Here is a 25,270-nt window from a genome sequence, read left to right as displayed (position 1 = left end):
ATGAGCCTAAAAAGTGTTAGATACCACTGCTATGCAAAAAGTTTTCCAACGTTTCTTTGACGCGGGTCTTAATTGTCATATCTAAGGATGATTGTGGGGTTTTAATTTCACAGCCACCACGATCTAATGTGGGTTCTGCGATTAACTGCCAATGATTATCTGCGATGGTTTGCTCGCCATAACTTTGGGTAATTAAATCGATATCATCAGGGTGTAAGTGAATACGTACTTTCGCTTGTTCTTCACCCAAAGCGTCAATAGCCTGCTTTAAAGCATGCAAAATGACTTCTGGTGAAGTTTTAATTTCTTGATAAACTAATACTTCAGTTAACATGACCGCTAGCTGCACTAACTGCTTTTCTGCACTTTCATCTACTTTAGATAAAGGCTGAGAAAGGCTATCGAGCAAGCTTCTCAAGTTAGTGAGCTGCTCTTCTAAAATAGGCTTAATTTCTTCTTGGCCTTGCTCCTTACCAAGCTCAACACCTTCTTTAAACCCCGCTTCTTTACCTTCATGAGCGCCTTTTTCAAAACCGTCTATGTAACCTTGCTCATGGCCTTGCTTTAGTCCCTCTTCAAAGGCATCTTGACGGATTTTTTCAAGTTCAGCCATAGTCAATGACGGGATTTCAGGCTCTTCTGGTTGTTCGTCAGCTTGTTGTTTTTGCTGTTCTTTACGATATAAATCAGCTAGAGGCGTGCCGTATGCAGTTGAGCGCCCAGCAAGTTTTTTTGTATCTTGCGTAACTTCAGGGATTGGCCAGTTTTCAAGTAATTCATCAGCAGCTTCGCTGGCATGCACTGGACGTCCGGTATGAAAAGAAGACTTACTCATGGCTTACAGGAACTCCTCACCACCACCGCCACCAAGCATAATCTCGCCTGAGTCAGCCAAACGACGTGCCGTAGAAAGAATTTCTTTCTGTGCAGCTTCAACTTCACTAATACGAACAGGGCCCATCGCCTCAAGATCATCAGCGAGTAATTCAGCGGCACGTTTTGACATGTTACTTAAAATTTTCTCTTTCAATGCTTCATCTGTGCCTTTAATTGCTTTCATTAATACATCTTGCTGTACTTCACGAAGAATCGCTTGAATACCACGGTCTTCAACATCCATTAAGTTCTCAAAGACAAACATAAGGTCTTGGATTTGCTGCGACATCTCTTCATCGTGTTCACGGATTGAATCCATTAACTGACCTTCAACATTGGTATCTAGGTAGTTCATGATATCAGCAGCAGCTTTCAAGCCGCCCATTTTCGCAGCTTGCGCACCAGCTTGACCGGCGAATTGTTTCTCCATGATTTCATTCAACTCTTGTAATGCTGCCGGTTGAACTTCTTCAAGATTAGCAATACGCATAGTTAAATCTAAACGCACTTTCTCTGGGAATTGCGACAAAATTTCTGCTGATTGCTCTGGTTCTAAATAAGATAAAACAATGGTTTGAATCTGAGGGTGCTCATTGCGAATAATATTCGCCACTTGTTTTGAGTCCATCCACTTCAGTGAATCAAGACCTTTCGCACCTGACCCCATGACAATTTGGTCAATAAGGCTGGCGGCTTTATCTTCACCAAGCGCTGCGGTAAGCGCTTTTTTGATAAAGTCTTCAGACTGGAAGCCAATGGTACTGAAGCTTTGAATTTGCTCAATAAACAAATTATGGACTGCACTAATTTTCGCTTGCGATAAATCATCAAGCGCAGCCATTGCCATCCCCACTTTTTGCACTTGCTTAGGCTCTAAGTGTTTAAGGATTTGCGCAGCATCTTCTTCTGATAAGCTCAGCAATAAGATTGCCGCCTTATCAACGCCGTCTAATTTATCAACATCAAACGCCGGTGGTAATTGTTTTTGTTCTTGATCAGTCATCTTCTGTTAACCACGCTTTCACTACTTGAGAAGACAGTTCTGGTTCATTTGCAACCAATGCACGAACTGCTTTGAGTAAATCTTCATCGCCATGTAAGTCTGGCAGCTGTAGTGTACCATCACTTGAGAATCCTACAGCAGCAGAGTCAAAGTCTTTATTTAGCATATCTAGCGTGCTATCACCAATATCTACACCAGCACTTAATGCATCTTCATCATATTCCTCTAGTGTATCGTCTGGGTAAATTAGACGTTTCAACATAGGTCTTACTACAAAGACAATCAATACAATGATAACCAGAGCACCTAATGCTAAGCGTAGCATCTTCATGAACCAATCTTGCTCCCAAAGCGGAACTTCAATTGCTTCCCCAACATCTTCACGAACAAATGGTACTGTTACAACTTCAAGTGCATCACCACGTTGCATATCAAAACCAACACCACCTTGTAGTAAGCGACGAATATTTGACAATGCTTCTACAGAGCGAGGAACCATGGTTGTTTCACCGTTTTCACCCACTTGCGGCACATAATCAACGGCAACTGAAACGCTTATGCGACGGATAACACCGGTTTGCTGACGCTTATGCGAAATAGTTGTATCAAGCTCGTAGTTGCGTGTTGCTTCTTTATGCGAACGGCTAGGATTCGTTGCTGAACCCGCACTACCTTGGCCAGCAATTTCAGGAATATTAGAGTTTACTGGCGGCTGATTAGTTAGCGCACCAGGAATGCCGACAGCGAGGCCACCTATGTTATTTTCTTCGAAAGTTGTTTCACTGCGCACTGCCGGTAAATCTGGGTTATAACGTTTTTGTGTTTCTTCGACTGCGCTGAAATCCATGTTTAAATCGACTTGTGCAGTATAGTTACCTAGGCCCACTACAGGAATTAGAATACTATCGATTTTATTTAAGTACTCTTCTTCACGCTTACGCTCAATTTCATACTCTTTACGAGAGCGTGCCGCGAGTGAGTTTTGTGAACCAGAATTAAGTAAGCGACCATTTTGATCAGTCACGGTAACACGCTCTGGCGATAAACCTTGTACCGCTGAGGCAACAATATCAACCACTGAGTCAACTTCTTCACCATCAAGCGAACGGCCACGTTTTAAGGTTAGCACTACTGTAGCTGAGGGCTGTTTTTCGCGACGAGCGAATACGTTTTCTTTTGGAATAGCTAAAAGTACTTTGGCGCGAGTAACATTTTTTAGCTCTTCGATGGTACGCGCAAGCTGTTGCTCACGACCATGTTTTAAACGTTCACGTTCAAGGCGTTGGCTTACACCAAATCCCATGTCTTGCATGATGATGTCAGTACCTGAGCTTGGCGCTTGCTCTAGGCCTTCACGAGCCATCAATAGCTTTATGTTTTGGTATTCACCTTCTTCAACAGAGATGACGTTACCATCGAGTTCGTAATCAATCTTTTGAGCGTCTAAAAAGTCCAACGTTTGAATAAGCTCTTCCGTTGGCATTTTACCAAGCGGACGCATATCTGGCTGACGAGCCCAAATAATAATGAAAATTGCGATAGCCAAACAGATTGCCAAAGCAATCACTAAGGTAACCTGACGTAAAACGTCTACTCCGTTTAAGGCACTTAGGTAGCCTGACTTTTGCTCTTGTTGATCATCGGTATCGGTTGAATCGATACCACCGCCTGCTAAGGCTAGATCAGTTGATTGATTAGATTGCGCCACAATAATTCTCCACTACCTAGTTACACAGGCATGTTCATGATTTCTTTATAAGCTTCAACAAGTTTGTTTCGAACCTGAACCGTTGCTTCAAATGCCACTGATGACTTTTGCGAAGCAATCATCACATCAGCTAAAGAAACACTGCGGTCACCCATTTCCATTGCCGTTACTTTTTGCTTAGCGTCTTGTTGTAAGCCATTCACTGTATCAAGTGCATTAGTAAGTAAATCACCAAACTGTGCCGACGATGTTGGCTGAGTTTGTGTTGGTAAATTATTAATTGAGTTGCTACGGCCTGCTTCTAAGGCCATAGATTGCATTTCTTGAAATAATGCGCTGTTTTGAACTTTCATAATACTCTCTGACAATGCAGTTTACTTATGAACTGATAAAGCATAAACCGTGCCACAAAATAAAAACTGCAATTTCAATAGCTTAAGCAGCAATCTTGGTTTGTCAGAGTTTTGACAGCAAACAAGCTCACAAAAATGTGAGCTTGTTTGCTTAACTTTTTGGAAGGAATCTATGCAGGTAAGGCTATACCTAAGTCTCGCATTTGCGCCAGTTTATAACGTAAAGTGCGTGGACTAATACCTAAGGTTTCTGCAACCTCTTTACGCTTACCATTACAGCGCGCTAAGGTTTCTAAAATAATACGATGCTCTTTATCTTTCAGCTCGTCTTTGTAATTACCTTGCTCGCTTACTTGTGGCACGGTATCTATATTAACCTCTACAGGCTGCTCTTGATAAGCCGGTGCATTGTGTGATGGCGTAGCGACTGGCTTGATATCGGCAGATAACAACTCTTCAATAAAAACATCGTCTTGATGAATACTATTACCATCACATAATATCAACGCCCGTTGAATAACGTTATCAAGCTCTCGTACGTTACCTGGCCAAGCATGCGATAGTAGCTTTTGTTTCGCACTCTCACTTAGTTGAGCGATAGGCTCTTTACTTTTAAGGCAATGACGCTCTATCAAATGCTCAGCCAATACAATAATATCGCCAGGACGCTCAGCCAGTGGTTTCCACATTAGCGGGAACACATTTAAGCGATAATATAAATCTTCTCTAAATAGATTTTCGCTCACCGCTTCTTTTAAATCTCGGTTACTTGTGGCGAGTACGCGAACATCAAGTTCAATAGTTTTACGTCCGCCTAAGCGCTCTACTTCGCGCTCTTGAAGTACACGCAGTAATTTAGCTTGTAAGCCTAAATCCATCTCAGTAATTTCATCAAGTAAGATGGTACCACCTTGAGCTTGTTCAAATTTACCAGGACAGGCTTGAATAGCGCCGGTAAACGCCCCTTTTTCGTAACCAAATAAGGTTGCTTCAAGCATATTTTCCGGAATAGCCGCGCAGTTAATAGCAACAAAGGGGGCATCGCTACGATTTGATTTGTCGTGGATAAAACGAGCCAACACTTCTTTACCCGAGCCACTTGGGCCGAGTACCATAACACTGGCATCGGAGCGCGCAACTTTACTCGCAAGTTCTAATAGCTTAATGCTCGATGGATCGGCAACAATTGGGCCATCAGTTTCTTTTTCCTTTTCAGGCAAATAACGGCTCACCATGTTAAGAAGCACTTCTGGGGCAAACGGTTTAGCCATGTAATCAATCGCGCCTAGACGCATTGCTTCTACAGCATCATCAATGGTGGCATAGGCCGTCATCATTAATACCGGCAGCTCAGGATAATTAAGTTTAATGCTACGTAGTAGGTCAAGGCCGCTCATAGCGCCCATTTGCACGTCGCTAACAACCAATGAATAGCTATTTTGCTTAAGCAAGATCATCGCTTGTTCAGCGCTATCTGCAGCAACGCAATCAATACCCGACATTTCAAGGGTATCGATTAGCGCTTCTCGTAAGCCTGCGTCGTCTTCAACGACTAAAATAGAGTTAGTATTCATTTTGCCTCCGCTGACATTGGTTCTGCACTAATTGGCAAGATCAAACTAAAACATGCTCCCCCATGAGCATTATTAGTCACTTCAACCCGTCCTTGGTGCGCATTGGCGACTGAACTTACAACTGCAAGTCCAAGCCCCGTGCCTTGGCTTTTGGTAGTGTAAAAAGGTTCGAATAATTTATTGGCATGGCGTAAATCAACACCTGGGCCATTATCACTGACACTGATGCGAACACAGTTTTCGCTAGTTTCGTCACGCTCAGCACTCAGTGTTACCACAGCCTCAGAGCCAATGATTTGAATACTGTTATGGATCAGGTTTTGAATAGCGCTCGCCAGAGCGCTTTTATTACCCACAATTTCAATATCTGGCTCTGGTAAGTTCACGCTAAGTTCACTGTTATTTTGAGCAACCATAGCATCAGCACCCGCTTTTACTTCATTAAGTAACTGCTGCATCGACACACTTTCGACCACTTGTTGCTCGCCACTTTTGGCAAATAACAGCATGTCATTCACTTGGGTTTCTAAATCTTTTAAACGCGACATTAGCTTTGTATGAAAATTACCACGAGAACTTTCTGGGAGACGCTTTGAGCCTAAATTTGCGGCATATAACATGGCAGCAGATAGCGGCGTCCTGACTTGATGAGCAAGCGAAGCAACCATTTTGCCAAGCGCACTTAAGCGCTGCATATGTGCCATCCGCTTTTGTAAACGTCTGGTTTCAGTTAAATCTGTCATTAAAATTAACTGTCCTGGCTCTGGGGCAAGCGCAGTAATATCAAGCTTAATTAAACGACCATCTTTGAGTGATACTTCATGCCCATCATCTTGTTGTGGTCGAAATGAACGTTGAATAACGCTAAACCACTTTTCACCTTCAAGGGGCTCACCTAGCATATCAATGGCAATTTGATTTGCTTTCGCGATCATACCTCGGCCATCTAAAACAACTACACCTGCGGGCATAGTATCCACCAAATGACCCAACCAGCTGGCTTGTTGGCGCAACTCGCTCAACTCACCCACATACTCTTCTTGTAGTAAGCATGGGTTATATTGTTTGGCTGTGATAAATTGTGGTTTTAGGACATTTGCTAAGGCCATAATCAATACTCAAAAAATCGTGTCTACCTAGCTAAATGCACAATTCGTACCAAATTTATTTTTGTTTTATTTCAATAAATTAAAGACAAAAACAACACTGACAAAAAAATGACAATCGCGAGGAAATAATGCAAAAAGAACACCATTGTCGTTGCCCATGGCTCGATACCAGCAAAGAAGATTATGTGGCCTATCATGACCAAGAATGGGGGGTGCCATTATATGATGATCACCGTTTATTTGAGTTTATAACCCTAGAGTCAGCACAAGCGGGACTGAGTTGGTATACCATACTTAAAAAGCGTGATGGCTATCGCAGTGCCTTCAAAAACTTTGTAGTTGAAGAGGTTGCCCAAATGACCGAAGACGACGTCGAACGGTTAATGCAGTTTGAAGGCATTATTCGTAATCGCGCCAAAATAGCTGCGACTATCAATAACGCACAACGTTTTATTGAAATTCAAAAAGAGTTTGGCAGCTTCTCAAACTACCAATGGCAGTTTGTCGATGGCAAGCCTTTGGTAAACAACCTTGATAAATTAGAAGACTATCCGGCTATTACTGAAGCCTCAAGAGCATTTGCCAAAGATTTAAAAAAGCGCGGCTTTAAGTTTTTAGGTCCAACCACTGTGTATGCGCATATGCAAGCCTGCGGCATGGTAAATGATCATAGCAATGATTGCTTTAGAAAGGCTGAGATAATCAGTGAGTACGAATAGATAAAATCGAGGAAGTCACCTAACGCGGCTTAGTCGCGCGTTAGGTTATATTTCTTCATTTTTTCGACCAGTGTGGTACGGCGAACACCTAAAATTTCTGCTGCACGTGCAACAACATAATCGTAGCGCTCTAATGCTTGGCTGATTAAGCTGATTTCTAGCTCAGCAAGATACTCTTTCAGCTCAATGCCTTCATCAGGGAGTAAACCTGAGTCAACCGTTGTTGCTGGTACATCAGGTTCTTCATCATCATAATCACTAAAGCCAGTGCTGAAAATATCGTTGAACGCATCTCGCTCCATCAACTCTTCAGGGTACTCAGGTTCATAAGCCTCAACTTCGATATAACGATATTTAGCTGGAAGGTCTGGCACATCAACCACTTTATCAGGAAACATGATCACCATACGCTCAACTAAATTAGCAAGCTCACGAATATTCCCCGGCCACGCATGCTCTTTTAAGCTTTGAATCGCACGCTCAGTAAATTTGGCCGTTGTGCCACTTTGCTCGTTAACACGACGCATTAACTCTTTTAAAAGTAGAGGAATATCGTCAGCACGCTCACTTAGCGAAGGGTTTTCAATTGGAAACACGTTTAAGCGATAAAAAAGGTCTTCACGGAAGTCGCCCTTTTCAATCATTTCTTCAAGGTTACGGTGAGTTGCAGCAATAATTCGTACGTCAGCTTGAATAGGCTTAGTACCCCCTACTCGCTCATAGCTACGCTCTTGCAACACACGTAGTAGTTTAACCTGCATTTGCAAAGGCATATCACCAATTTCATCTAAAAACAGCGTGCCGCCTTGCGCTAATTCAAAGCGCCCTTTTCGTGCAGAAATAGCGCCCGTAAAAGCACCCTTTTCATGGCCAAATAGCTCACTTTCTAGAAGCTCGCCAGGGATAGCACCACAGTTTACCGGCACGAATGGCCCTGTATTGCGTTTAGAGAGTAAATGAACGTTACGTGCAACAACTTCTTTACCTGTGCCTGACTCACCTAAGATCAACACATTTGCATCGGTTTTTGCTACTTGCTCAATTAAAAAGCGCACATCTTTTACAGCTTCGGTTTCACCGACTAAACCATCAAATGACTTATTGGATTTAGCTTGTTTATGGTCACCCGGTAGCATGCGCTGATATTGCTGACAATCATGCAATAGCTGAGTAGTTACGTCATGGTTAAACGGCTCACAAATTAAACCAACAACATTAGCAATGCTTAGTAACGGTTTGAGTGTTTCACCAATTAATAAAAACGGAATGGCAGGAAACTGTTTGATCACAGCCTCGTGATTTAGCTGCTGTAAAGCACCAAGAATGACCATGCATTCTTGCTGTTGATGTTTTTCACAAAAAGGCTGTAACGAAGTCTCATCAACTAATTGTGCAGTTTCACCAATGAAGGTAAGTGCTGCATGTAAACCTATCGCACGATTATTATTATTGTCTAAAATTAAGATCATTATTGGCGAACCACAGTTACCACGAGGTTAGTTAATTTCTAAATTGTAAGCGAGTTTAGGAGGGATGCAAGCGCTAAGCGGCAATTTATTGACATCAACGCCAAAAAATAGTCACTTAGCCCCTGAATTTAATACTAAAGAATTAAAGTAAACCTAAAATGGATTCAGCTGAACGATTTGCTTGACCACGCAAAGTAACAGATGCTTGTGACAAAATATCATTAGCTACTTGATCAGACACTGATTTTGCATAGTCAGTATCTTCTATTCGGCTTTGGCTCGCAGCAATATTCTCTCGCTGGTTACCTAAACCTTTTATCGTACTCGCTAAGGTGTTTTGAAAAGCGCCTAGCTCAGCTCTTTGAGCGTTAATTTCCTCTGCTGCTTGGTCGCTAATATCTATGGCAGCTTGTGCCCCTGCTTGCGTTGAAATATCGATTCCCGCAATAACTGAAGCAATACTACCATCCGATGGCGTCACTGATTGTGTGGTATTAGCATCTGGGCCAACCTGAAAAGACACTTGTTCACCATCAAATAAAGGTTTACCACCGAATGAGGCATTTTCGAATGTTTCTGAAACTTGTGTTTGCAATTGCGACACTTCTTCTTGAAGTGCAGCCCTGTCACTGTCTGTAAGCGCACCATTACCCGCTTGAATGGACAGCTCTCGTATACGCGAGACGGCATCATTTACACCTGATAGGTTTGACTCCGTTACTTGCGAGTAAGAGATGCCATCGTACGCATTGTTAATTGCTTGACTGTAGCCATCTTGCTGTGATGTTAATCTATCAATAATTTGTAGTGCAGCAGCATCATCTGCCGCTGAGTTTACTTTTTTACCTGACGCTAATTGCTCAGCAAGCTTATTGCCCGTTTGCTGAGTTTGGTTAAGGTAGGAATTTGAGTTATCTATTTTCATGTCTAACTCCAAAAATTATAGTCATTTTGAAGTATAGACTATTTATACAGCAGTCCAACCACCATCTAAAAATAAACTTTGCCCTGTCATATAATTTGAAAGCTCAGAGCTTAGATATGCAATAGCACCTTTAATATCTTCTTCTTTTGCCATCCTTCCCATTGGAACATTAGCATTGTATTTCTCTAAAAAGCTCTCAGGCTGACCTCTTTCAATACCACCTAAAACAATATTGTTAACTCTAACTGCAGGTGCTACATTCGCTGACATCCAGCGCGTCAATTGCATTAAACCAGCTTTACTTGCAGCATATGCTGCAGGATTCCCCATTTCTGTACCTTCGTAAAGTTCCATTTTCGGTCCTACCACCCCATAGATAGAGGAAATATTTATAATACTCTTTGGGCCATGAGTTTGATTCTTCATCAACTCATAAGCTTGTTGACTTAACAAAAATGGAGCAGATAAATTAACGCCTAAACAATCATTAAATGTATTGGTAGATTGTTCCTCAAAAGGTACACACCAACCATCCAATCTATCGGTACCAACAAAGGCAGCATTATTTATTAAACCATTAAGTATACCACCAGTGATTTTCGACACCTCATCCATCATATGACGGATTTGATTTTGGTCAGCTAGATCAACTTGTAATATAAATAAGCGACCTGTAGCAAAAGGTTTGTTGAACTCATGTTCAACTAATTCATTTAAGGAAGTTATATCGCGATCTGCTAAAATAACATTTCCACCTAACTCCAAAATAGTTTCTGCCGAAGCTCTACCTACATGCCCCGCACCGCCAGTAATTAGTGTCCAAGTTTTATGCAAATCTAACAACTGTGAAATAGCTCTCATATTTGTTCCCGCTTTTTTAGCAATAATTCTGCAAAATCAAAGTCCAATTGTTCATCTATGTCAATACTGCTCGCTCGAGGAACAACGACACCCAGCGTTTTACCTGAAAGGACTCCATTTGCTGATGATATAAACCTAGCTGTCGTCAAATAACCCACGGTTGTAATATCATAGACTTTCGGTACATCTTGCCTGCGGTGAAACTTTCCTGCATCACAAACCAAGTTAACAATTCCATTATTATCAGCATTAACCATGTTAAAATAAGGGTTTCTTGCAGATTCTGTGATGCACAACGCAAGATCACTAGAAGAATCTTTGAACTCTTCTATTAATTTATTAATATCTGGCAAACTTCTTAGAGGAGACGTACATGGTAAACTTAACAATAGATCATCATCATGCATGCCAAAGTTCGCCTTCAAATATTTAATGGCATGTTGCCATGCATCCCATTCGTTAGCACTATCACTTGCTAATTCAGCAGGCCTGATTATAACTTCAGCACCATATTCACGTGCAATTTCAGCAATTTCCGTACCATCTGTAGAAACAAAAATATCGTGTACTGTTGGTATCTTTTTTGCCAAGTCAATACTATATGCAAGTAATGGTTTACCATTCATGTGCTTGATATTTTTTCCCTTTATGCCTTTTGATCCCTCTCTAGCAAATGTTATTACAAAGATTCTAGCCACTGATCTGTATTCCCTCTTTTTCAACCTGTTCAATCAATTCCATAACTCTTATACCTTGTTTTAAGGTACCTGAATCACATTTTGAGTTAACAACTCTGTCAATAAAGTCTTTTAGCATACGCAAATATGGCTGATCAGTGGAATCAAAAGTAGATATTGTCTCCTCAACTCCTGCCTGAAAAACAATGATCTGCTGGGCTATCAAATCCCATACTAACTCCCCCTCAGTTCCACTTACTTTCAAAACACGAAAAGGTTTTCTGGAAAGCATGTCCATTTTGAGGTTTAAGCTAACCTTAGGGAATTGACTTTCGATTGATGCCAAACTCAAAATTATTACTTCATTCTCACAATCCATCTCAAGATTAGAATGATTACGTTTAAGAACACTCAAATCATCTAGCTTTAATCCAAATAAACCTACTAAATAATCTAGTTCATGACTAAGCTCTCTTAAGACACCACCGCCTAATTTTTTTTGTGCAGATACGCAAGTTTGGTACGGTTTATTGGGTCGCCAATCAGGTAAGTATTGCCCCACATCTACTGATAAACGCCAAATAGTTCCTAGCCGCAATTCAGACAAAATTTTGCTAACCTTTAGATAACCTTCAGTGTATCTCAAATCATAGCCAATCAATGCTGGAACGGGGTTCAATTTATATGACTTCAATAGCTCTTTTGCTTCTTTTGAATTTAAACACACAGGTTTTTCAATAAAACAAGGAACACCTAGCTGAAAAAGCATACAGGCTTGTTTAAAGTGCTCTGAAGCTGGCGAACAAATTAGTGCAAGGTCAAATATGTGTTCTTCCAATGCCTGTTCAAAGCTTTGATAGACAAAAATAGGGACGCCGTATTCTTGTTCCAAATCCATTTCACTTTGACGAACTACTACCATGAGTTCAACATTAACTAGAGACATTAAATTTTTGATATGACGTTTTGCTATACCACCATATCCAGAGACTAAAACTTTCAAAATAATCCCTAGAAGTTATGTAAAAAATCAATTTGAGCTCGCTCAAAATCAGCCATTCGACCAATATCAAGCCAGTATTCATGTATAGGGAATAGTGCTACCTTTTCTCCCTTGTCTAAGTATTCATTAATAAGATCTGGCATATCCTTATAAAATCCTTTTTCTAACGAATTGACAACCTCTGGAGAGAGCACATATATCCCCGCGTTTACGAAGTACTTCTCAATAGGCTTTTCAATTATCTCTTTTACCTGATTATTTTCTACGTTAATAACACCATAAGGCACTTGATATTCATATTCTCGAACACACATAGTGATTTGAGCTTGTTCATTTAGGTGATAAGTTAGCAGTTCTTTGAAATCAACTTTAGTCAACAAATCACCATTCATTAGAATTAATGGATCCGTTTGTGTTGGCAACAAACTTAATGCACCTGCAGTACCTAATGGTTTAGATTCCTCAACGTAACCAATATCCACGCCAAACTTAAGACCATCCTGAAAATAATCTTTGATCTGGTCAGCTAAGTAGTGGACCGATACTTTAAATTCTTGGAAACCGTAATTCACAAAACTTTCGATTATCGTTTCCAATATAGGTTTAGAGCCAACTTTGAGCAGCGGCTTAGGACATTCTTCTGTTAGCGGCCGTAATCTAGTACCATAACCCCCAGCCATCAAAAACACTGTATTGCTTTGTGTTAAAGTGGTAACTGACTGAGAAATTTCAATATCGATCACCTTATTTTGTGAACTGATTATTGGAATATATAGTAACTTGTGGTGTTCGAATGCCTTTTTCCTAGACATTCTGCTGTCTTGTGGACTTATTGTGATAGGTGTTTCGCACATAAACTCAACAACTGGTGTACTTAACCCTTTACCGGAAACAATTGCACGACGGATATCACCATCAGTAATTACTCCCTTCAACTCTCCATGAGCATTCGTCAAGCAAACTAACTTAATAGACGATTCATTTAATGTTTTTATAGCATCTTGCATTGTTGCTGGAAGTGGTAAAATAGACTTGGTCCAACCATCATTCATAATTGATACCCCTTACTTTATTGCTGTAATACACCATTCTTTAGTGATTAATACTCCCTCCTCTTCGCGACTTATTGCACCATAACTCACATTAGAAAAAGGGCTTAATAACACTTTTATATCATCTTCATGGGTAAATCGAGTTGGCCCTTTCCCTGCCATCGGACCTTCCTCGGGTAAATAACAATCTTTACTAATTAATTCACCAGAAACCATCACCTATCGTTCCCTTAGCAAATGTACGAGAATATAACTTTCCGCCGGCTTTAAGTACTCGGTGCACTTCTTTGTATATTTGCTTAGACTCGATAAATGGGTTGTGGGTTACAGCTTCAATATCAATTACTGCATCAAAAAAATCAGATTCATACGGTAGGGATGAGAAATCACCAACTGTTATCTCTCCAGCCCACCCAGGAACCTCATTGTTGAGACGATTTTTAGATTGCTTTACAGCAGTTTCAGAGCCTTCTATTGCATATACGTTAAACCCTTCTCGGGCCAAAAACCATAAATTGGCACCAGGTCCGCTGCCAATTTCAAGTATTTTAACACTTCGCCTATCTTTTAAATTATAAAAATTGCGCGCTACAAAACGTATAACATCTTCTCCTGGGTATTTACCCCACTCTTGAGAAGAAAACACTTGCTCCCAAACATTATTCCAAGCCATATATCACCTGTAAAAAATTACCCTGTTAACAGTTTTTACTTGCGCTTTATACTTCTCTTTTAGAACCCGATAGCTTTCACCATCGAATATCCAACTACTCACAAAAAAGTCCAAATGCTTATCTGTAAACCCAGATTTAAAAAAATAGAGAGAATCATTTTCGCTATCACTTAATCCGCCACCTAAATGCATGAATTTAGCTCCATTCTCCCGGCTCATTTGTGCCGAATAGTGCAAACACGCCTGAGTTGAAGCATATTTCATTCCACATTTACTCGATGCAGATAAATAATATTCTGAATAATTTCCACACTTGAGTATTACACAGCCGCTTATCAGTTTACCGTCAAGGTACGCTAATATTAAAGATGCACTGCTAAGCTTTTCTAATTCCGAGAAATAATCTATGTCATAACAGTATTCGCTGCTAGCATTTAGCTCTGCCATACGATTTGCATAAAGAGAAGCAAATTCTTGCCATTGCGCTGTGCTGTTAGCTTCATGAATAACAACACCTGACTTTTTCGCTTTCTTTACTGCAGTTCTGGCTCTAACTTTATAGCTTTGCAATAAATCAGGGTTCTCAAGGTCAATAAGAAGTGTAGACCTATCGCGCCAACTCCTGAGAGACGTTTTTGTATGGTTGTTTAAGATAGGAATATTTCTAATAAAACCACATAACACTCCTCGCTCTTTAAAGCTTAACCCACACTTACTTTGCAACTTTTCAAGCTCAGTCATCTCTTTAATGTTTGTTACTACCCCCCCATATCCTCTAGGGGTCTCAAAATCAATAATTCCATTATCACTGTAAGTCAAGTATCCAGCGACGTAATAAAACTTATCTCCGCTTTCAACTAAATAATAAATTGCTTCTCGTTTGGGATTAAATATTGTTTCTAGCTGGATATATTCAGGATCAATAGTTGGATACCTATATTCACCTGAGAGCCCCTCAAACCAATTTTTAGCGACATAAAAATTAACAAACATGCTCTGAGACGACCTCTAATAATTGATTAAACAAGCCAATATCATGCTCCGGCGCGAGAGGAATAAACAATAAATTATTAAATTGTTTCATCCCAACCCCTAAATAACTATCATTTAATGGCCAAAAGTGCGGTAGATATATACGTTGAGAGGCTAATTTCATGCGGACTGACGCTGCATTAAGAACTTTCACAGGATAAAAGCTAGGAAAAATGGGGCTTTGTTTAGTTTGCTCTAGAATAGTTTGAACCTTTGTAAATCTATGCTGCCTATCATTTAAACCTTTTAGACTTAAGCCCATACAATTGGAGATATTTGCAACATAACTTTTTGAAACAGTCTCAATATCTCTTCCCCCATTAATCAGACTCTCACCTTCTGCTAGTAGACTTAAATATAGCTCCTCACTCTCAGAATTTTTTTGTTTTGAAGCTTGATAATGTGCCTTATACTTTGCTCCCTCAAACTTGGCTTTACTAAACTCATTTACTGAGAATCGCGTATCACTATCAAAAGCCGGTAAAGCTCTTGTCGAAACTAATAAGCTCCCTTCTACAATTGGGAGAATTTTGCGAAAGCTAGTAAATCCTATCTGGTGGTTTGGTAATGAAGAAAATACAGGATCAATCCAAGGTAAAAAAACACAGTCATGAATAATAACTAAGTCTTCTGGTAAATCACTGGGAAGTTCTGTAACGAACCCAAAATAGTGCACCACATACAAAATATCGAAATTCTCCAAGGGCAAGTTTTGCCAATCGACTTTATATTCAGGTAAGACTGAATAAAACTCAATTGAAGCAGCAAAACGATTGCACTCATCAAAAACGATAGGGCACAAAAAATCTGGTAGTAAAATTTTCCTACCTTGTTCAAAACAGCTTAAAATACGCCTCAAAGAACTCCGTCCTGAAGCGAAAATCTCTGTATGCTGCTCAGGAATGCCTATCTCTCCCCCAAATATTTTCACTTTGAATCGTTCTCAGAGTGTTGGATAACATCATCAATTTTATAGTTATGTTTTGCTATCTTACCCACTAGATTTTTTACCAACATGGGGGATATACCACCAACTCCAGTACGCTTAGCGCTAAAATCTTCTAAGCTAAACTCTTGTCCAGCTAAAATTGACCTAGACGCTACAAGGAATTTGCGTGCGATGTTTATGTTATTCACTTCGCTAGATGTAATTACTTTTTCAGGCTTACCAATTGCCTTCTCGATATTTCGAATTTCCTTTACCATACTCCTTAACTCGCACGGTTCAATTGATGCAGAATGATCTGGCCCAGGTAACAAGCGTGATAATGTAAAATGCTTTTCTATAACACAAGCCCCAAGAGCGACAGCTGCTACTGACACTTCCGTGCCCAAAGTATGGTCAGAATAACCCACTTTACAACCAAGCTTATCTGCCATAGTTTTCATTGCTGCTAGATTAACATCATGATAAGGAGTTGGGTATTGAGTGTTACAATGCAACACTGTAATTTCTTTTATTTTATTATTAAATTTCAGAATCCTAACAGCATGACATATCTCATCTATTGTTGACATCCCAGTAGATAAAATAATATTAACTTCATGCTTAGCAACTTCCGTCAATAAAAAATAATTCGTGATTTCCCCTGAAGGAATCTTTATTGTTTTAAGGCCAAGATCCAGTAAAAAACTCAAGCTTTCAAGATCAAAAGGTGTACTTAGGTATTGGCTTCCTTTAGATTCGGCATACTTTTTGAGCTCTCTATGCTGTTCAAAAGTTAACTCTAACTTCTTCACCATGTCTAACTGACTATCTCCACACCCAGTATTATTTTTCTGGTATTCAGCTTTTTCTGCATTTTTACAGATAACGGCTTCTGATTTAAAAGTTTGAAACTTAACAAAGTCAACTTTTGCTTCAACTGCAAGATCAATCAATTGTTTAGCTAGCTCCAAGCTACCATTGTGATTTACACCTATCTCTGCAATTATTTTGACACTATTCATAAATCCTCAAGATCATAAAAACTTTTAATTTTCGGCAATGGGAACTTAAGTTTATTAATTATTTCAATTACTTTACCAACCGTTTTACCATCACCATATGGGTTACTGCCATTTCTTGCGATTAATTGATGCTGTGGAGTCAAAGCTTTAGCAACTGCGTCAACAATTTCTCTATAATATACATCACAATCAATAACGTTTACCCCTCTCAGCCTTCCATCCTGTCTTGAACCTATATTGACTGTAGCTTTTCCATAACATGGGGCTTCAACAAGTCCACTGGATGAATTACCAATAACAAGCTGACAATGCTTTAGAGCCGAAAGGTATCGCCTAAAGCCAAGCGATGGGACAAGCTTAACCCTATTAGCATTTTTTGATTCAAAATCTCTAAGTAGAGGTAATAAGCAATCACTTCCCTCATCCGTATTAGGATATGTCATCAAAACTTGATAATTATCATGATGTGCTAGTGCTTTTAGAACTTCTCGAAGTTGCTCAGCAGGATTTAAAGAACAATCTGAAGAAACAGGATGAAAAGTAAAGAGCATAAACTTTTCAGTTAATGAGTAACCTATACTTTTCGATAATTCTTCTCTATTGAGTAATGGTGTTTTAAAGAGGTGCTCTAACCCCGGTTCACCAACGTTAAAGACTCTTTCTGGACTCTCCCCTAGTTGAATGACTCTTTTCCGATGCCTTTCATGAGTCACAAAGTGGAGGTACGAAAGCTTTGTTAGTGCGTGCCTAACAATATCATCAACAACACCTGCTGTAATTTCACCACCAGAAAAGTGCGCTACAGGAATTGACATCAATGCCGCAGCAGATACTATTCCTAATAGCTCATATCTATCACCCATTACGATTACCAAATCTGGCTGCCTACGAGAAAATATATCAGTAAAGCTCATCATCCCTAAAGCTGATGATTTAGCTTTAGCAGCAGCACTGCTCCCAGCAATAATGATGTCAATTTTTTCTGCGATTGGTAAACCTTCAGACTCAATTTCAGCGACTGTATAACCTTGTTCCGGTACCAGATGATTACCTGTAACGACAAGTTGAAATTCTACTGAATCACTTGATTCTAGCTCTTTTATGAGCCAATAAAACAGACCAAACTCAGCTCGTGAAGTCGTCACTAGCATAACTTTGGGTAGCGCCTGGATTTGTTTGTTCTCCATAAGGCTCATTTTAACCTTCAAGATTTGATTTTCTTAGCCTGTCTGCGATTTTCGCAGCTTCCAGTACTAAATCTAAAGAAGAACAATCAACATCCGTAACTGTCCATAAAACGTCATTTTCAAATTTTTCTATGGCGCTTAATGCTCGAGAAAATAATTCTAAATCATGCGAGCAGAGTAAATTCAATCGCTGTAACTCATTAAGTTTTGCTTTAACTCCAAATGAACGGCAAAGTTCATGCCCACATTGGAGTAGGTAAACCGCATAAACTGCTTCAAGCCTATCACGAAATGCAAGTGCAGCGACAAAGAATGCCGCTGACTTATTATTATCAGCGAGAAAGCGCTCACATCGTTCAAATGAACGTTTCATACCAGGACATTTTTTATTATCTTGTTGCATTTTCATATACATCAACAATTACATCGTTCATAAAGAAAATGTCACCCCTAGCTTTACCAAACAACTCTATATTTTTGATGTACTTTTTAGCTATATAAAGCTGATCACTTTGCATTTTTCTAAAGTTAATCGTCGGTATAGGGAAACTATTTTTAAGTAGTTCAGCTTTTTCATACACTACTTTACTATTAGAAGGGAAAACACCGCAATCAATGAGCTCTTTTAATATTCTATCCCCAGTTGGTTTTGAAGAGTCAGAATCATTAGGTCGAAACACTTCCACAGTTGCACGATAACCTAATTCATCTCCTTTACTCTGCATATTCGAATACAAAGTTGTTCTGAAGTGACTAAAAGCGGGATCATAATTACAGTAATAGTGTAAATCTGTAATGGGTGCTCTATCAACAATCAGGTGTACAAGATAAGAGTCCAAGAACTTTAGTGGCTCAATGGGTTTTGTAAGCTCAATTGGGAGTAATCGCAGCAAGCCAAACAAAGGAACAGTCCAAGTCAAAGAGTTACATTGAATTTGTTCACCATTTGAAAGTGTTAATTTGTTAACAATGCCATTTTCTACGCCTAGACTTTCAATTTGAGTACCAAGTAAAACCTGAGCTCCAAAACCACTAAGTTTTTCAAGGAGAATATTCACCCATTGACCAATGCCACCTGTTCTTGGATAGAAACGAGTTTGCCCGGTTTTTCCCTCATGATGCGATCGAAACGCTAAAGCCTCATTTAATGGCTCAAATTGTTTAAGTATTCGAACTGATTCAGCGCTAAACCCCTGCACTCTAGCCAATCCAAAGAGTAGGTGCGAGTCGGGGGCTAAGTTAGATGCAGGTTCATAAAATAGCTTTTCTACTGCAGGTGCTATGAGCTGATTTGTTATGGTCGAACCAAATGTACAGTTAAGATGCTCGATAAGATTTTCGTAACTGGATGAGCGTTGAGAAACAGTCTCTACTAATTCATAAAGCCCCTTATAATAGTTGGCTAAATCCATAGTACCTGCATCAACTACTGGGGATTTTTCTCCGAGCACCCCCTTAATGTAATGCCCAGATTTTAAATAATCGAACTGCAGCCAGTCACCTTTTCTAACTTCACTAAACAATAAATCATCAAGTTCGTCTATCGCAAGCTCGCTAAGAAGGTGAGTCCCGTAGTCAAACACATACCCCTCTTCAGTATGCATCGACTTCATCAGACCACCAGCAACATGTGCACTATCAACCAATAAAACTCTTCGCCCCTGTTTAGCTTTCACTAAACCTGCAACAATACCTGCAATGCCAGCACCGACGATTACATCATCAAAACTATTATTCATACACTCACCTAAAACTTTATTATGTTATTAATCAAATTCTTGATTATTTAACATTAATTGATAGTAACCATGCACTTTTTGGGCCAAATTGAATTGAAGTTCTTGTTCAATTCCATCCCAAAAAAACATTTTTACTGCACGAATTCCCCAAGTTGAAGAGACCATCCAAATCTCTTCGCAATCTTTAAGATCATCTAGTTTTACTTCATGTGAAACATAATTAAGTTGATTTCTATCAAATACTTGGCAAAGATTTTTGAGACTTACACTTGGTAAAATAGGATGTGTGCTAGATACCACAACAATTTTATCTTTGAATACTACACAAATTGCAGATGACAAACCTTCTGTAATACAATCTCCCCGGTAAGCAATTGCTTCATCAAAGCCTGATTTCAATAAGTCATTTCTTGTAAGCAGGGTAGAAGCACAACTAGTGAGTTTCATATCCGAATGAGCACTTCGAAATTCAGGTAACACTTTCGCTTTTACAAGCCTCAATTCACTTTTTGGCAGCGTAAATGCTTTAGCAAGTATTACAATTCTCCCCCCTTCACCATCGACACCAGCTGTAGCCACAATTAAAATTTGTCCATCAACCAAATCATTATGTTCGATACATTCTCTAACATAATCACTAATAGGTAGGTTTAACAATTTTTGAAAATTGCATTTAGCTAATGCTTTTGTAAATCTTTCTAAATGCTTAACAATTGACACTGGTTGTCGATTAGAAACATGTATTGATTCAAAGACACCAAAGCCAAACAATACAGCCATATCGGTAACATTTATCTTTGCATCTTCATTTCTGACAACATGACCGTCTATCAGGACATATTTACAAAACATTAAATACAACTCTTTTCTAATGGTGTGCTAGGCAAGTTAACTACTCGATCTATCAACCATTCACTATTAGGTAGAGCTCCACGTAATGCCCCTTCGAACATAGGTAATGTATTTGCCAATTGCCATAATGGCCTTGTCATTACACCATTAGCGTTTGTTTCTTTTAATAGATGTTCTTTTTCTATCTTAGATGGGCATATAATTGCATTCAACCAGTAATTTGAACGCGCATACTCTGGCTCTGTAACAAACGAAAATTTGGAACCATCAAAAAAGCATTGATACTTTCTAGCAAGTTCTCTTTTCGATAATACAAACTGGTCGAGTTTACCAACTTGAGCACATCCAAGCGCAGCGTTTAGGTTAGGCATTCTATAGTTAAAGCCCATTTCATCATGATAGTATTCAAAAGGATGTGGCACTTTAGCTGTTGTAGATAAATGCTTTACATGTTTGCCTAAATTCTCGTCCATGCATAACGTAGCCCCACCTCCGCCAGTCGTAATAATTTTGTTGCCATTAAAGCTTAAAGCTGCAAGTTTACCAAATGTACCTGTATGTTTACCTTTATACAATGAACCTAGACTCTCTGCAGCATCCTCAACTAATACTATATTCCATTTTTGACAAACATTGTTTAACTCAAAAAGTTGAACAGGATGGCCAAATGTATGCATGGGCACAATTGCACGAATAATTTGACTCGTTTTTCTGTGCCTACATTGTCCATCAATGTCAATTAAAGCATTCTCTTCAAGGTACTGAGAAAGAGCATCTGGACATAACCCTAAGCTATACTTGTTCACATCAATAAATAAAGGAGTAGCATGCAAGTAATGAATAACATTACATGTAGCTACAAAAGTAACAGCTTGAGTAATTACAATATCACCTGGCTCTACTCCTGCGGAATACAGAGCACAGTGTAAAGCAGCGGTTCCATTAACCATAGCAACCGCCTTTGTAGCTCCCGTATAAGACTCTAGAAGCTTTTCGAACTCATTAACATAACCTCCAACGCTTGAAACAAAACTGCTTTCAATTGTGTCCAATACATTTTCTTTCTCGTGGTGATCAAATGTAGGTCTATGTAAAGGAATAAACGAATCATCATTATAGTAACTACGAATAAAAGAAATTAAATCATTGCTGGAAAACACTACATTTTTTCCTCTAATGACTTACCTAGATTCAAATGCTGAAACTCAGGCAATAAACTCTCAAACAAATACACTATATCTTGAGATGTCCATTTTCCAGAATGCCTTAGATCGGAAATACCTTCAGAAAAAATGCGCAACTGCTCCTCATCATAAACAGGGCTCTGCTTAATAACTCCCACATTTGAAAAGCGGTGCCAATCAATTATCTCTTGCTCTGTGTAAAACTCCTCTTGAGGCTTTTCTCCAGAAGTATCTGAGCTTGAAAATAAGCAAGGCCACTTACCTTTTTTTGGAAGGGTTTTTGATAGTTGCCTAGCCTGTTCTTCAGATTCACATAAGTAAGGCTCAAAGCCCCTTAGTTTTAAGTAACGGCTTGCTAAATTTGAAAAGCTTTGTAAATGTAACGCATCGTTTAGTTTTGGAAAAAATATTTCTAAATTATTACCCAATAGACACGATAGCAAACATAACTGTCCTGATTCTTCTGGAGTAACAAAGTAACGAAGCACGTCAGTTGGGGCAACTAGCGGCTGTTCTTTCATTATACGCATATCAAAACTATGCATTAAAGAACCATCACTAAATGCAACATTTGCAAACCGGGCCATGGAAACTGGCAATCTCCTGCTTTCCTGCATTAAGAATAATTCCATAATACGCTTACTGGCCCCCATCATATTGACCGGGTTTGCTGCTTTATCTGTTGATACACTGAAATACTTCTTAGCGCTTTTATTTATCGCTTGGAAGAGAGATTTTTGCGTATTAAAAATATTGGTCTCAACCATACGCATGAGCGTAAATGGGTCTTTTTCACTGCGAACATGTTTAAGTGCTGAGAGATTCAAAACATAATCATAGCCAGATTGATAAGCCATAAATGACTCAAACTCAAGCGAACCAATATCGAGTGAAAATGTTTTAAATTCTCCTCCTATATATCCATATGAAGAACGAATATCTCGCACCAACTCAACTAAGTTGTTTTCACTTATATCTACAACGTGTAGAACTTGTGGTCGTCTTTTGAATAGTTCTTTAGTGACAGATTGACCAATAGTTCCTGCACCTCCTAAAACTAAAAAACGAGACTGTGAAACTAAGTCACTTAAATAGTCGTCAAAACTAGCCAGGTCATCATCAAACAAATTTTCGTTGCGATTAAGCAGATGTAGTAACTTCATTATTTTCACATTGTTCTTCGAGGAATTCAGGTCTTGACCAATTACATTTCGTTTTAAAATTAAGTCTAAAATCTACTTTTACTGTTTCTAAAAAATCTAACCAAACATCAAAAGCTTTTCTAAATACTTTTAAAGTTTCTTTCTCATCCTTGTAATAATAGAGCAAAGTAACTAAAGGACAATGAATATACAGTAGAGATCCTTTAAGCATATGGAAAAGGTGTTCATATTTAGTTTTGCGATACGAATAAATAACGCGTTGCTGTGCCTTCATAAGTTCATGAGCTTCATTTCGAGAATTAAACTCTCGTTTACCAATAGAAATAAGGTGATCGCATAGCTCATCAAACATATCAAAAGCTAAATCTGCTTCTAAGTCATTCTTCGGTATCGCTTTAAAAAAGTTCTTTTTGATATCTGCAATTACCTTTGTCTTATCTAAATCTGGTAAATTGGACAACAACAACTCATTTTCTCTCGTTGGATAAGCATTTTCAATTTCGGCACCTTCTCCAACATTGTATACATTTACGTCTTTTAAGTTAGACAATAAAATATCCATATTTCTTTTTGCTGTGCTCATAAAAGTAGTAGCGTAAACATCAGAGTCTAAATTACCTTTAAGCTTAATAGATGCACCTTCTAATGGTTTAAACTTATCTGAAAAATTCTTATCTTTATATATGCTCAGCTTTGAATGACTTTGCTTAACGTCGACAGCTCCGTTATCGACACCAAATAAATAAATATCCTTTGAGCCAAAATTTAACGCATAAGATAGTGCTGTATTACAAACAAGGGGTCCAGCTCCAGGTAATGGGCGAACATTCACATTAAAATTCTTTAAAATTTGTAAGCGAACAAAAGAAGATGCAGCTTCAGGGCCCTTCATACCCATTCCTCCCCAGTTATATAAATCATAAACATCTGGGTACATCACATCTACAGCCAATAAATTTTTCTGTTGATATCCTGACTCTGGCTTTATCGCCTTTTGAATATCAAGCGTTAACTTTGTTCTTTCAACTAAAATATGAAAGTCGCAATCAATACCCGCTTTTTCCAAAGTTTGTAGTGCCGTACCACCAGCCAAAATTATCGCTTTACCTTGGTACTTCTTTAAAATAGTAAGACTTTCATCAAGTGAAGGACCATTCCCTATTACAAAGATAGGAACGTTTTTCATTGATTGTAGACCTTGCCTATTAGGAATAAAGCAGGGAATATTATTTTCTATATTATGAATCGCGTGTGACAACCCTGTAATTGCATCATTATAAAATCCATAGCCATGGTGAAGATGGTAGTAATTATCAAAATACTCTTTAATTGCTTTATTAATTTCATCAGACGGATAATGCTGATAGCAAAAACTGTTTATGAGTGAAAAGGCGCCTATATCTTCACTAATTGCGGAAACACTATTGAAAAATTCATTATAACCAATACCTATATTTAAAAATAAACACCCACCTTGATCATCAATATCTTTTACTATTTTAGACCAGTCAATACAAAACAAACTGGCATAAAACAGCTCTTCATCTGGTTCACAAATAAATAAATAATCAAACGTATGTTTTTCTAAAAGCGCTGGTAAGTGATACCCAAGGCCAATCCCAAAAACTAAACAAGTAGGATAATGTTCAGGAAGCTCTTTAAGCACTTCCAACCCTGAACACTCTAAAAAACTATTATATAACTTGGCAACGTATTGAATATGAATACGCTCGTCATTAATTTTAACTTCATTTCCCAAGAAATAATTTCTTCGGCTATAGTTTGCATTTTTAGTGTAATATTCAACCTGTTTTTGGGCTTGTTCTATAGGCGTGTTTCCATATAATGGTATTGAACTTCCTGATGGTACAAAGTTAGCTGCACCATCGGCTGTTGCATGCAGACAAAAATCTTCTCTAGGCTGGTATCCCGAAATAAATTTTCCAATATCGGGGTAATACTCTTCGAACATAGATTTGTTATTTGAAAATAAAATATTGGCTTTGTCAGCTAATATCCTCTCTCTTTTTAATAACAGTTCTTTTTCTACCAAGAGCTCTTCGAGCTCTTTAATTTCACTACTATAGTTTTTCATCTTATTACCTAGTATTTTCTCTATCAGCATTTAAAGAGCAAGTTTTATGCCTAGGTACTAAAACTT

The 25,270-nt window shown here is 38.8% G+C and carries 23 protein-coding genes and 1 pseudogene; 1 reads left to right on the top strand and 23 read right to left on the bottom strand.

Translation table 11 applies throughout. The features are described from left to right. Window positions 1-16: 16 nt before the first annotated feature. From fliH to HYD28_07155, 6 genes are all read right to left on the bottom strand, one after another. Window positions 17-835, bottom strand: coding sequence for a flagellar assembly protein FliH (fliH, locus tag HYD28_07180; GenBank protein ID QLE08768.1), 819 nt, complete (start codon window positions 833-835; stop codon window positions 17-19). Window positions 836-838: 3 nt separating this feature from the next. Then, window positions 839-1,879 carry a flagellar motor switch protein FliG gene (gene fliG, locus HYD28_07175; protein ID QLE08767.1) on the bottom strand — a complete coding sequence of 347 codons (1,041 nt, stop codon included), beginning with the start codon at window positions 1,877-1,879 and terminating at the stop codon, window positions 839-841. After that, window positions 1,872-3,587 carry a flagellar M-ring protein FliF gene (gene fliF, locus HYD28_07170; GenBank protein QLE08766.1) on the bottom strand — a complete coding sequence of 572 codons (1,716 nt, stop codon included), beginning with the start codon at window positions 3,585-3,587 and terminating at the stop codon, window positions 1,872-1,874. Before fliF ends, fliG begins: the two co-directional genes overlap by 8 nt. A gap of 20 nt (window positions 3,588-3,607) precedes the next feature. Then, entirely contained in the window at window positions 3,608-3,940 is a 333-nt protein-coding gene (fliE, locus tag HYD28_07165) for a flagellar hook-basal body complex protein FliE (GenBank protein ID QLE08765.1), read from the bottom strand. Window positions 3,941-4,110: 170 nt separating this feature from the next. Continuing rightward, the gene (locus HYD28_07160) at window positions 4,111-5,514 is read right to left on the bottom strand and encodes a sigma-54-dependent Fis family transcriptional regulator (protein QLE08764.1); all 1,404 of its coding nucleotides are present in this window, start codon (window positions 5,512-5,514) and stop codon (window positions 4,111-4,113) included. Next, entirely contained in the window at window positions 5,511-6,623 is a 1,113-nt protein-coding gene (locus HYD28_07155; GenBank protein QLE08763.1) for a PAS domain-containing protein, read from the bottom strand. Before HYD28_07155 ends, HYD28_07160 begins: the two co-directional genes overlap by 4 nt. Window positions 6,624-6,751: 128 nt before the next feature. On the opposite strand from HYD28_07155, the gene HYD28_07150 reads away from it, so the two are divergent. Beyond that, complete coding sequence (locus HYD28_07150) at window positions 6,752-7,342, top strand: DNA-3-methyladenine glycosylase I (GenBank protein ID QLE08762.1); 591 nt, start codon at window positions 6,752-6,754, stop codon at window positions 7,340-7,342. A 29-nt stretch (window positions 7,343-7,371) separates the two neighbouring features. Here the strand turns inward: HYD28_07150 and HYD28_07145 are convergent, their stop codons facing one another. The 17 genes and pseudogenes from HYD28_07145 to HYD28_07065 form a co-directional block, all read right to left on the bottom strand. Further along, the gene (locus HYD28_07145) at window positions 7,372-8,811 is read right to left on the bottom strand and encodes a sigma-54-dependent Fis family transcriptional regulator (GenBank protein QLE08761.1); all 1,440 of its coding nucleotides are present in this window, start codon (window positions 8,809-8,811) and stop codon (window positions 7,372-7,374) included. Between the two features lie 142 nt (window positions 8,812-8,953). After that, window positions 8,954-9,736, bottom strand: a complete 783-nt coding sequence (locus tag HYD28_07140; GenBank protein QLE08760.1) for a flagellin — start codon at window positions 9,734-9,736, stop codon at window positions 8,954-8,956. Between the two features lie 42 nt (window positions 9,737-9,778). After that, complete coding sequence (locus tag HYD28_07135) at window positions 9,779-10,597, bottom strand: SDR family oxidoreductase (GenBank protein QLE08759.1); 819 nt, start codon at window positions 10,595-10,597, stop codon at window positions 9,779-9,781. Further along, entirely contained in the window at window positions 10,594-11,286 is a 693-nt protein-coding gene (locus HYD28_07130; GenBank protein ID QLE10508.1) for an acylneuraminate cytidylyltransferase family protein, read from the bottom strand. Before HYD28_07130 ends, HYD28_07135 begins: the two co-directional genes overlap by 4 nt. A 1-nt stretch (window position 11,287) precedes the next feature. After that, window positions 11,288-12,277, bottom strand: coding sequence for a Gfo/Idh/MocA family oxidoreductase (locus HYD28_07125; protein QLE08758.1), 990 nt, complete (start codon window positions 12,275-12,277; stop codon window positions 11,288-11,290). A gap of 8 nt (window positions 12,278-12,285) precedes the next feature. Continuing rightward, a complete protein-coding gene (locus HYD28_07120; protein QLE08757.1) occupies window positions 12,286-13,329 on the bottom strand; it encodes an NTP transferase domain-containing protein in 1,044 nt (347 codons plus the stop codon). 12 nt (window positions 13,330-13,341) lie between these two features. Beyond that, a pseudogene (locus HYD28_07115) lies at window positions 13,342-14,002 on the bottom strand (class I SAM-dependent methyltransferase). A gap of 3 nt (window positions 14,003-14,005) precedes the next feature. Then, entirely contained in the window at window positions 14,006-14,995 is a 990-nt protein-coding gene (locus HYD28_07110) for a GNAT family N-acetyltransferase (GenBank protein ID QLE08756.1), read from the bottom strand. Further along, entirely contained in the window at window positions 14,985-15,965 is a 981-nt protein-coding gene (locus HYD28_07105) for a hypothetical protein (protein QLE08755.1), read from the bottom strand. The genes HYD28_07110 and HYD28_07105 overlap by 11 nt, the downstream gene beginning before the upstream one ends. After that, window positions 15,962-16,984 carry an N-acetylneuraminate synthase gene (neuB, locus tag HYD28_07100; protein ID QLE08754.1) on the bottom strand — a complete coding sequence of 341 codons (1,023 nt, stop codon included), beginning with the start codon at window positions 16,982-16,984 and terminating at the stop codon, window positions 15,962-15,964. Before neuB ends, HYD28_07105 begins: the two co-directional genes overlap by 4 nt. Further along, window positions 16,981-18,171 (bottom strand): UDP-N-acetylglucosamine 2-epimerase (hydrolyzing), encoded by a 1,191-nt coding sequence (gene neuC, locus HYD28_07095; protein ID QLE08753.1) that lies wholly within the window; start codon window positions 18,169-18,171, stop codon window positions 16,981-16,983. Before neuC ends, neuB begins: the two co-directional genes overlap by 4 nt. 10 nt (window positions 18,172-18,181) lie before the next feature. Continuing rightward, window positions 18,182-18,580 carry a hypothetical protein gene (locus HYD28_07090; GenBank protein ID QLE08752.1) on the bottom strand — a complete coding sequence of 133 codons (399 nt, stop codon included), beginning with the start codon at window positions 18,578-18,580 and terminating at the stop codon, window positions 18,182-18,184. Beyond that, the gene (locus HYD28_07085) at window positions 18,561-19,910 is read right to left on the bottom strand and encodes an NAD(P)-binding protein (protein QLE08751.1); all 1,350 of its coding nucleotides are present in this window, start codon (window positions 19,908-19,910) and stop codon (window positions 18,561-18,563) included. Before HYD28_07085 ends, HYD28_07090 begins: the two co-directional genes overlap by 20 nt. Before the next feature lie 27 nt (window positions 19,911-19,937). Then, window positions 19,938-20,762: an aminotransferase class IV gene (locus HYD28_07080; protein ID QLE08750.1), complete on the bottom strand. Its 825-nt coding sequence runs from the start codon at window positions 20,760-20,762 to the stop codon at window positions 19,938-19,940. After that, complete coding sequence (locus tag HYD28_07075; GenBank protein QLE08749.1) at window positions 20,762-21,922, bottom strand: LegC family aminotransferase; 1,161 nt, start codon at window positions 21,920-21,922, stop codon at window positions 20,762-20,764. Before HYD28_07075 ends, HYD28_07080 begins: the two co-directional genes overlap by 1 nt. Further along, complete coding sequence (locus tag HYD28_07070; GenBank protein QLE10507.1) at window positions 21,922-23,112, bottom strand: UDP-N-acetylglucosamine 4,6-dehydratase; 1,191 nt, start codon at window positions 23,110-23,112, stop codon at window positions 21,922-21,924. The genes HYD28_07075 and HYD28_07070 overlap by 1 nt, the downstream gene beginning before the upstream one ends. Further along, entirely contained in the window at window positions 23,087-25,204 is a 2,118-nt protein-coding gene (locus HYD28_07065; protein ID QLE08748.1) for a motility associated factor glycosyltransferase family protein, read from the bottom strand. The genes HYD28_07070 and HYD28_07065 overlap by 26 nt, the downstream gene beginning before the upstream one ends. Between the last annotated feature and the right edge of the window lie 66 nt (window positions 25,205-25,270).

Origin of the sequence: Pseudoalteromonas shioyasakiensis, from assembly GCA_013391845.1 — a bacterium.
Lineage (GTDB): Bacteria > Pseudomonadota > Gammaproteobacteria > Enterobacterales > Alteromonadaceae > Pseudoalteromonas > Pseudoalteromonas apostichopi.
Note: the sequence above shows the minus strand (reverse complement) of the source record. Positions and strands in the feature narration are given on the sequence as shown.

Coding starts and splice junctions, on each gene's coding strand:
- fliH (QLE08768.1), bottom strand. CDS start 835: ATGAGTAAGTCTTCTTTTCATACCGGACGTCCAGTGCATGCCAGCGAA.
- fliG (QLE08767.1), bottom strand. CDS start 1,879: ATGACTGATCAAGAACAAAAACAATTACCACCGGCGTTTGATGTTGAT.
- fliE (QLE08765.1), bottom strand. CDS start 3,940: ATGAAAGTTCAAAACAGCGCATTATTTCAAGAAATGCAATCTATGGCC.
- HYD28_07160 (QLE08764.1), bottom strand. CDS start 5,514: ATGAATACTAACTCTATTTTAGTCGTTGAAGACGACGCAGGCTTACGA.
- HYD28_07155 (QLE08763.1), bottom strand. CDS start 6,623: ATGGCCTTAGCAAATGTCCTAAAACCACAATTTATCACAGCCAAACAA.
- HYD28_07150 (QLE08762.1), top strand. CDS start 6,752: ATGCAAAAAGAACACCATTGTCGTTGCCCATGGCTCGATACCAGCAAA.
- HYD28_07145 (QLE08761.1), bottom strand. CDS start 8,811: ATGATCTTAATTTTAGACAATAATAATAATCGTGCGATAGGTTTACAT.
- HYD28_07140 (QLE08760.1), bottom strand. CDS start 9,736: ATGAAAATAGATAACTCAAATTCCTACCTTAACCAAACTCAGCAAACG.
- HYD28_07135 (QLE08759.1), bottom strand. CDS start 10,597: ATGAGAGCTATTTCACAGTTGTTAGATTTGCATAAAACTTGGACACTA.
- HYD28_07120 (QLE08757.1), bottom strand. CDS start 13,329: ATGAATGATGGTTGGACCAAGTCTATTTTACCACTTCCAGCAACAATG.
- HYD28_07110 (QLE08756.1), bottom strand. CDS start 14,995: ATGTTTGTTAATTTTTATGTCGCTAAAAATTGGTTTGAGGGGCTCTCA.
- neuB (QLE08754.1), bottom strand. CDS start 16,984: ATGAATAGTGTCAAAATAATTGCAGAGATAGGTGTAAATCACAATGGT.
- neuC (QLE08753.1), bottom strand. CDS start 18,171: ATGGAGAACAAACAAATCCAGGCGCTACCCAAAGTTATGCTAGTGACG.
- HYD28_07090 (QLE08752.1), bottom strand. CDS start 18,580: ATGAAAATGCAACAAGATAATAAAAAATGTCCTGGTATGAAACGTTCA.
- HYD28_07085 (QLE08751.1), bottom strand. CDS start 19,910: ATGAATAATAGTTTTGATGATGTAATCGTCGGTGCTGGCATTGCAGGT.
- HYD28_07080 (QLE08750.1), bottom strand. CDS start 20,762: ATGTTTTGTAAATATGTCCTGATAGACGGTCATGTTGTCAGAAATGAA.
- HYD28_07065 (QLE08748.1), bottom strand. CDS start 25,204: ATGAAAAACTATAGTAGTGAAATTAAAGAGCTCGAAGAGCTCTTGGTA.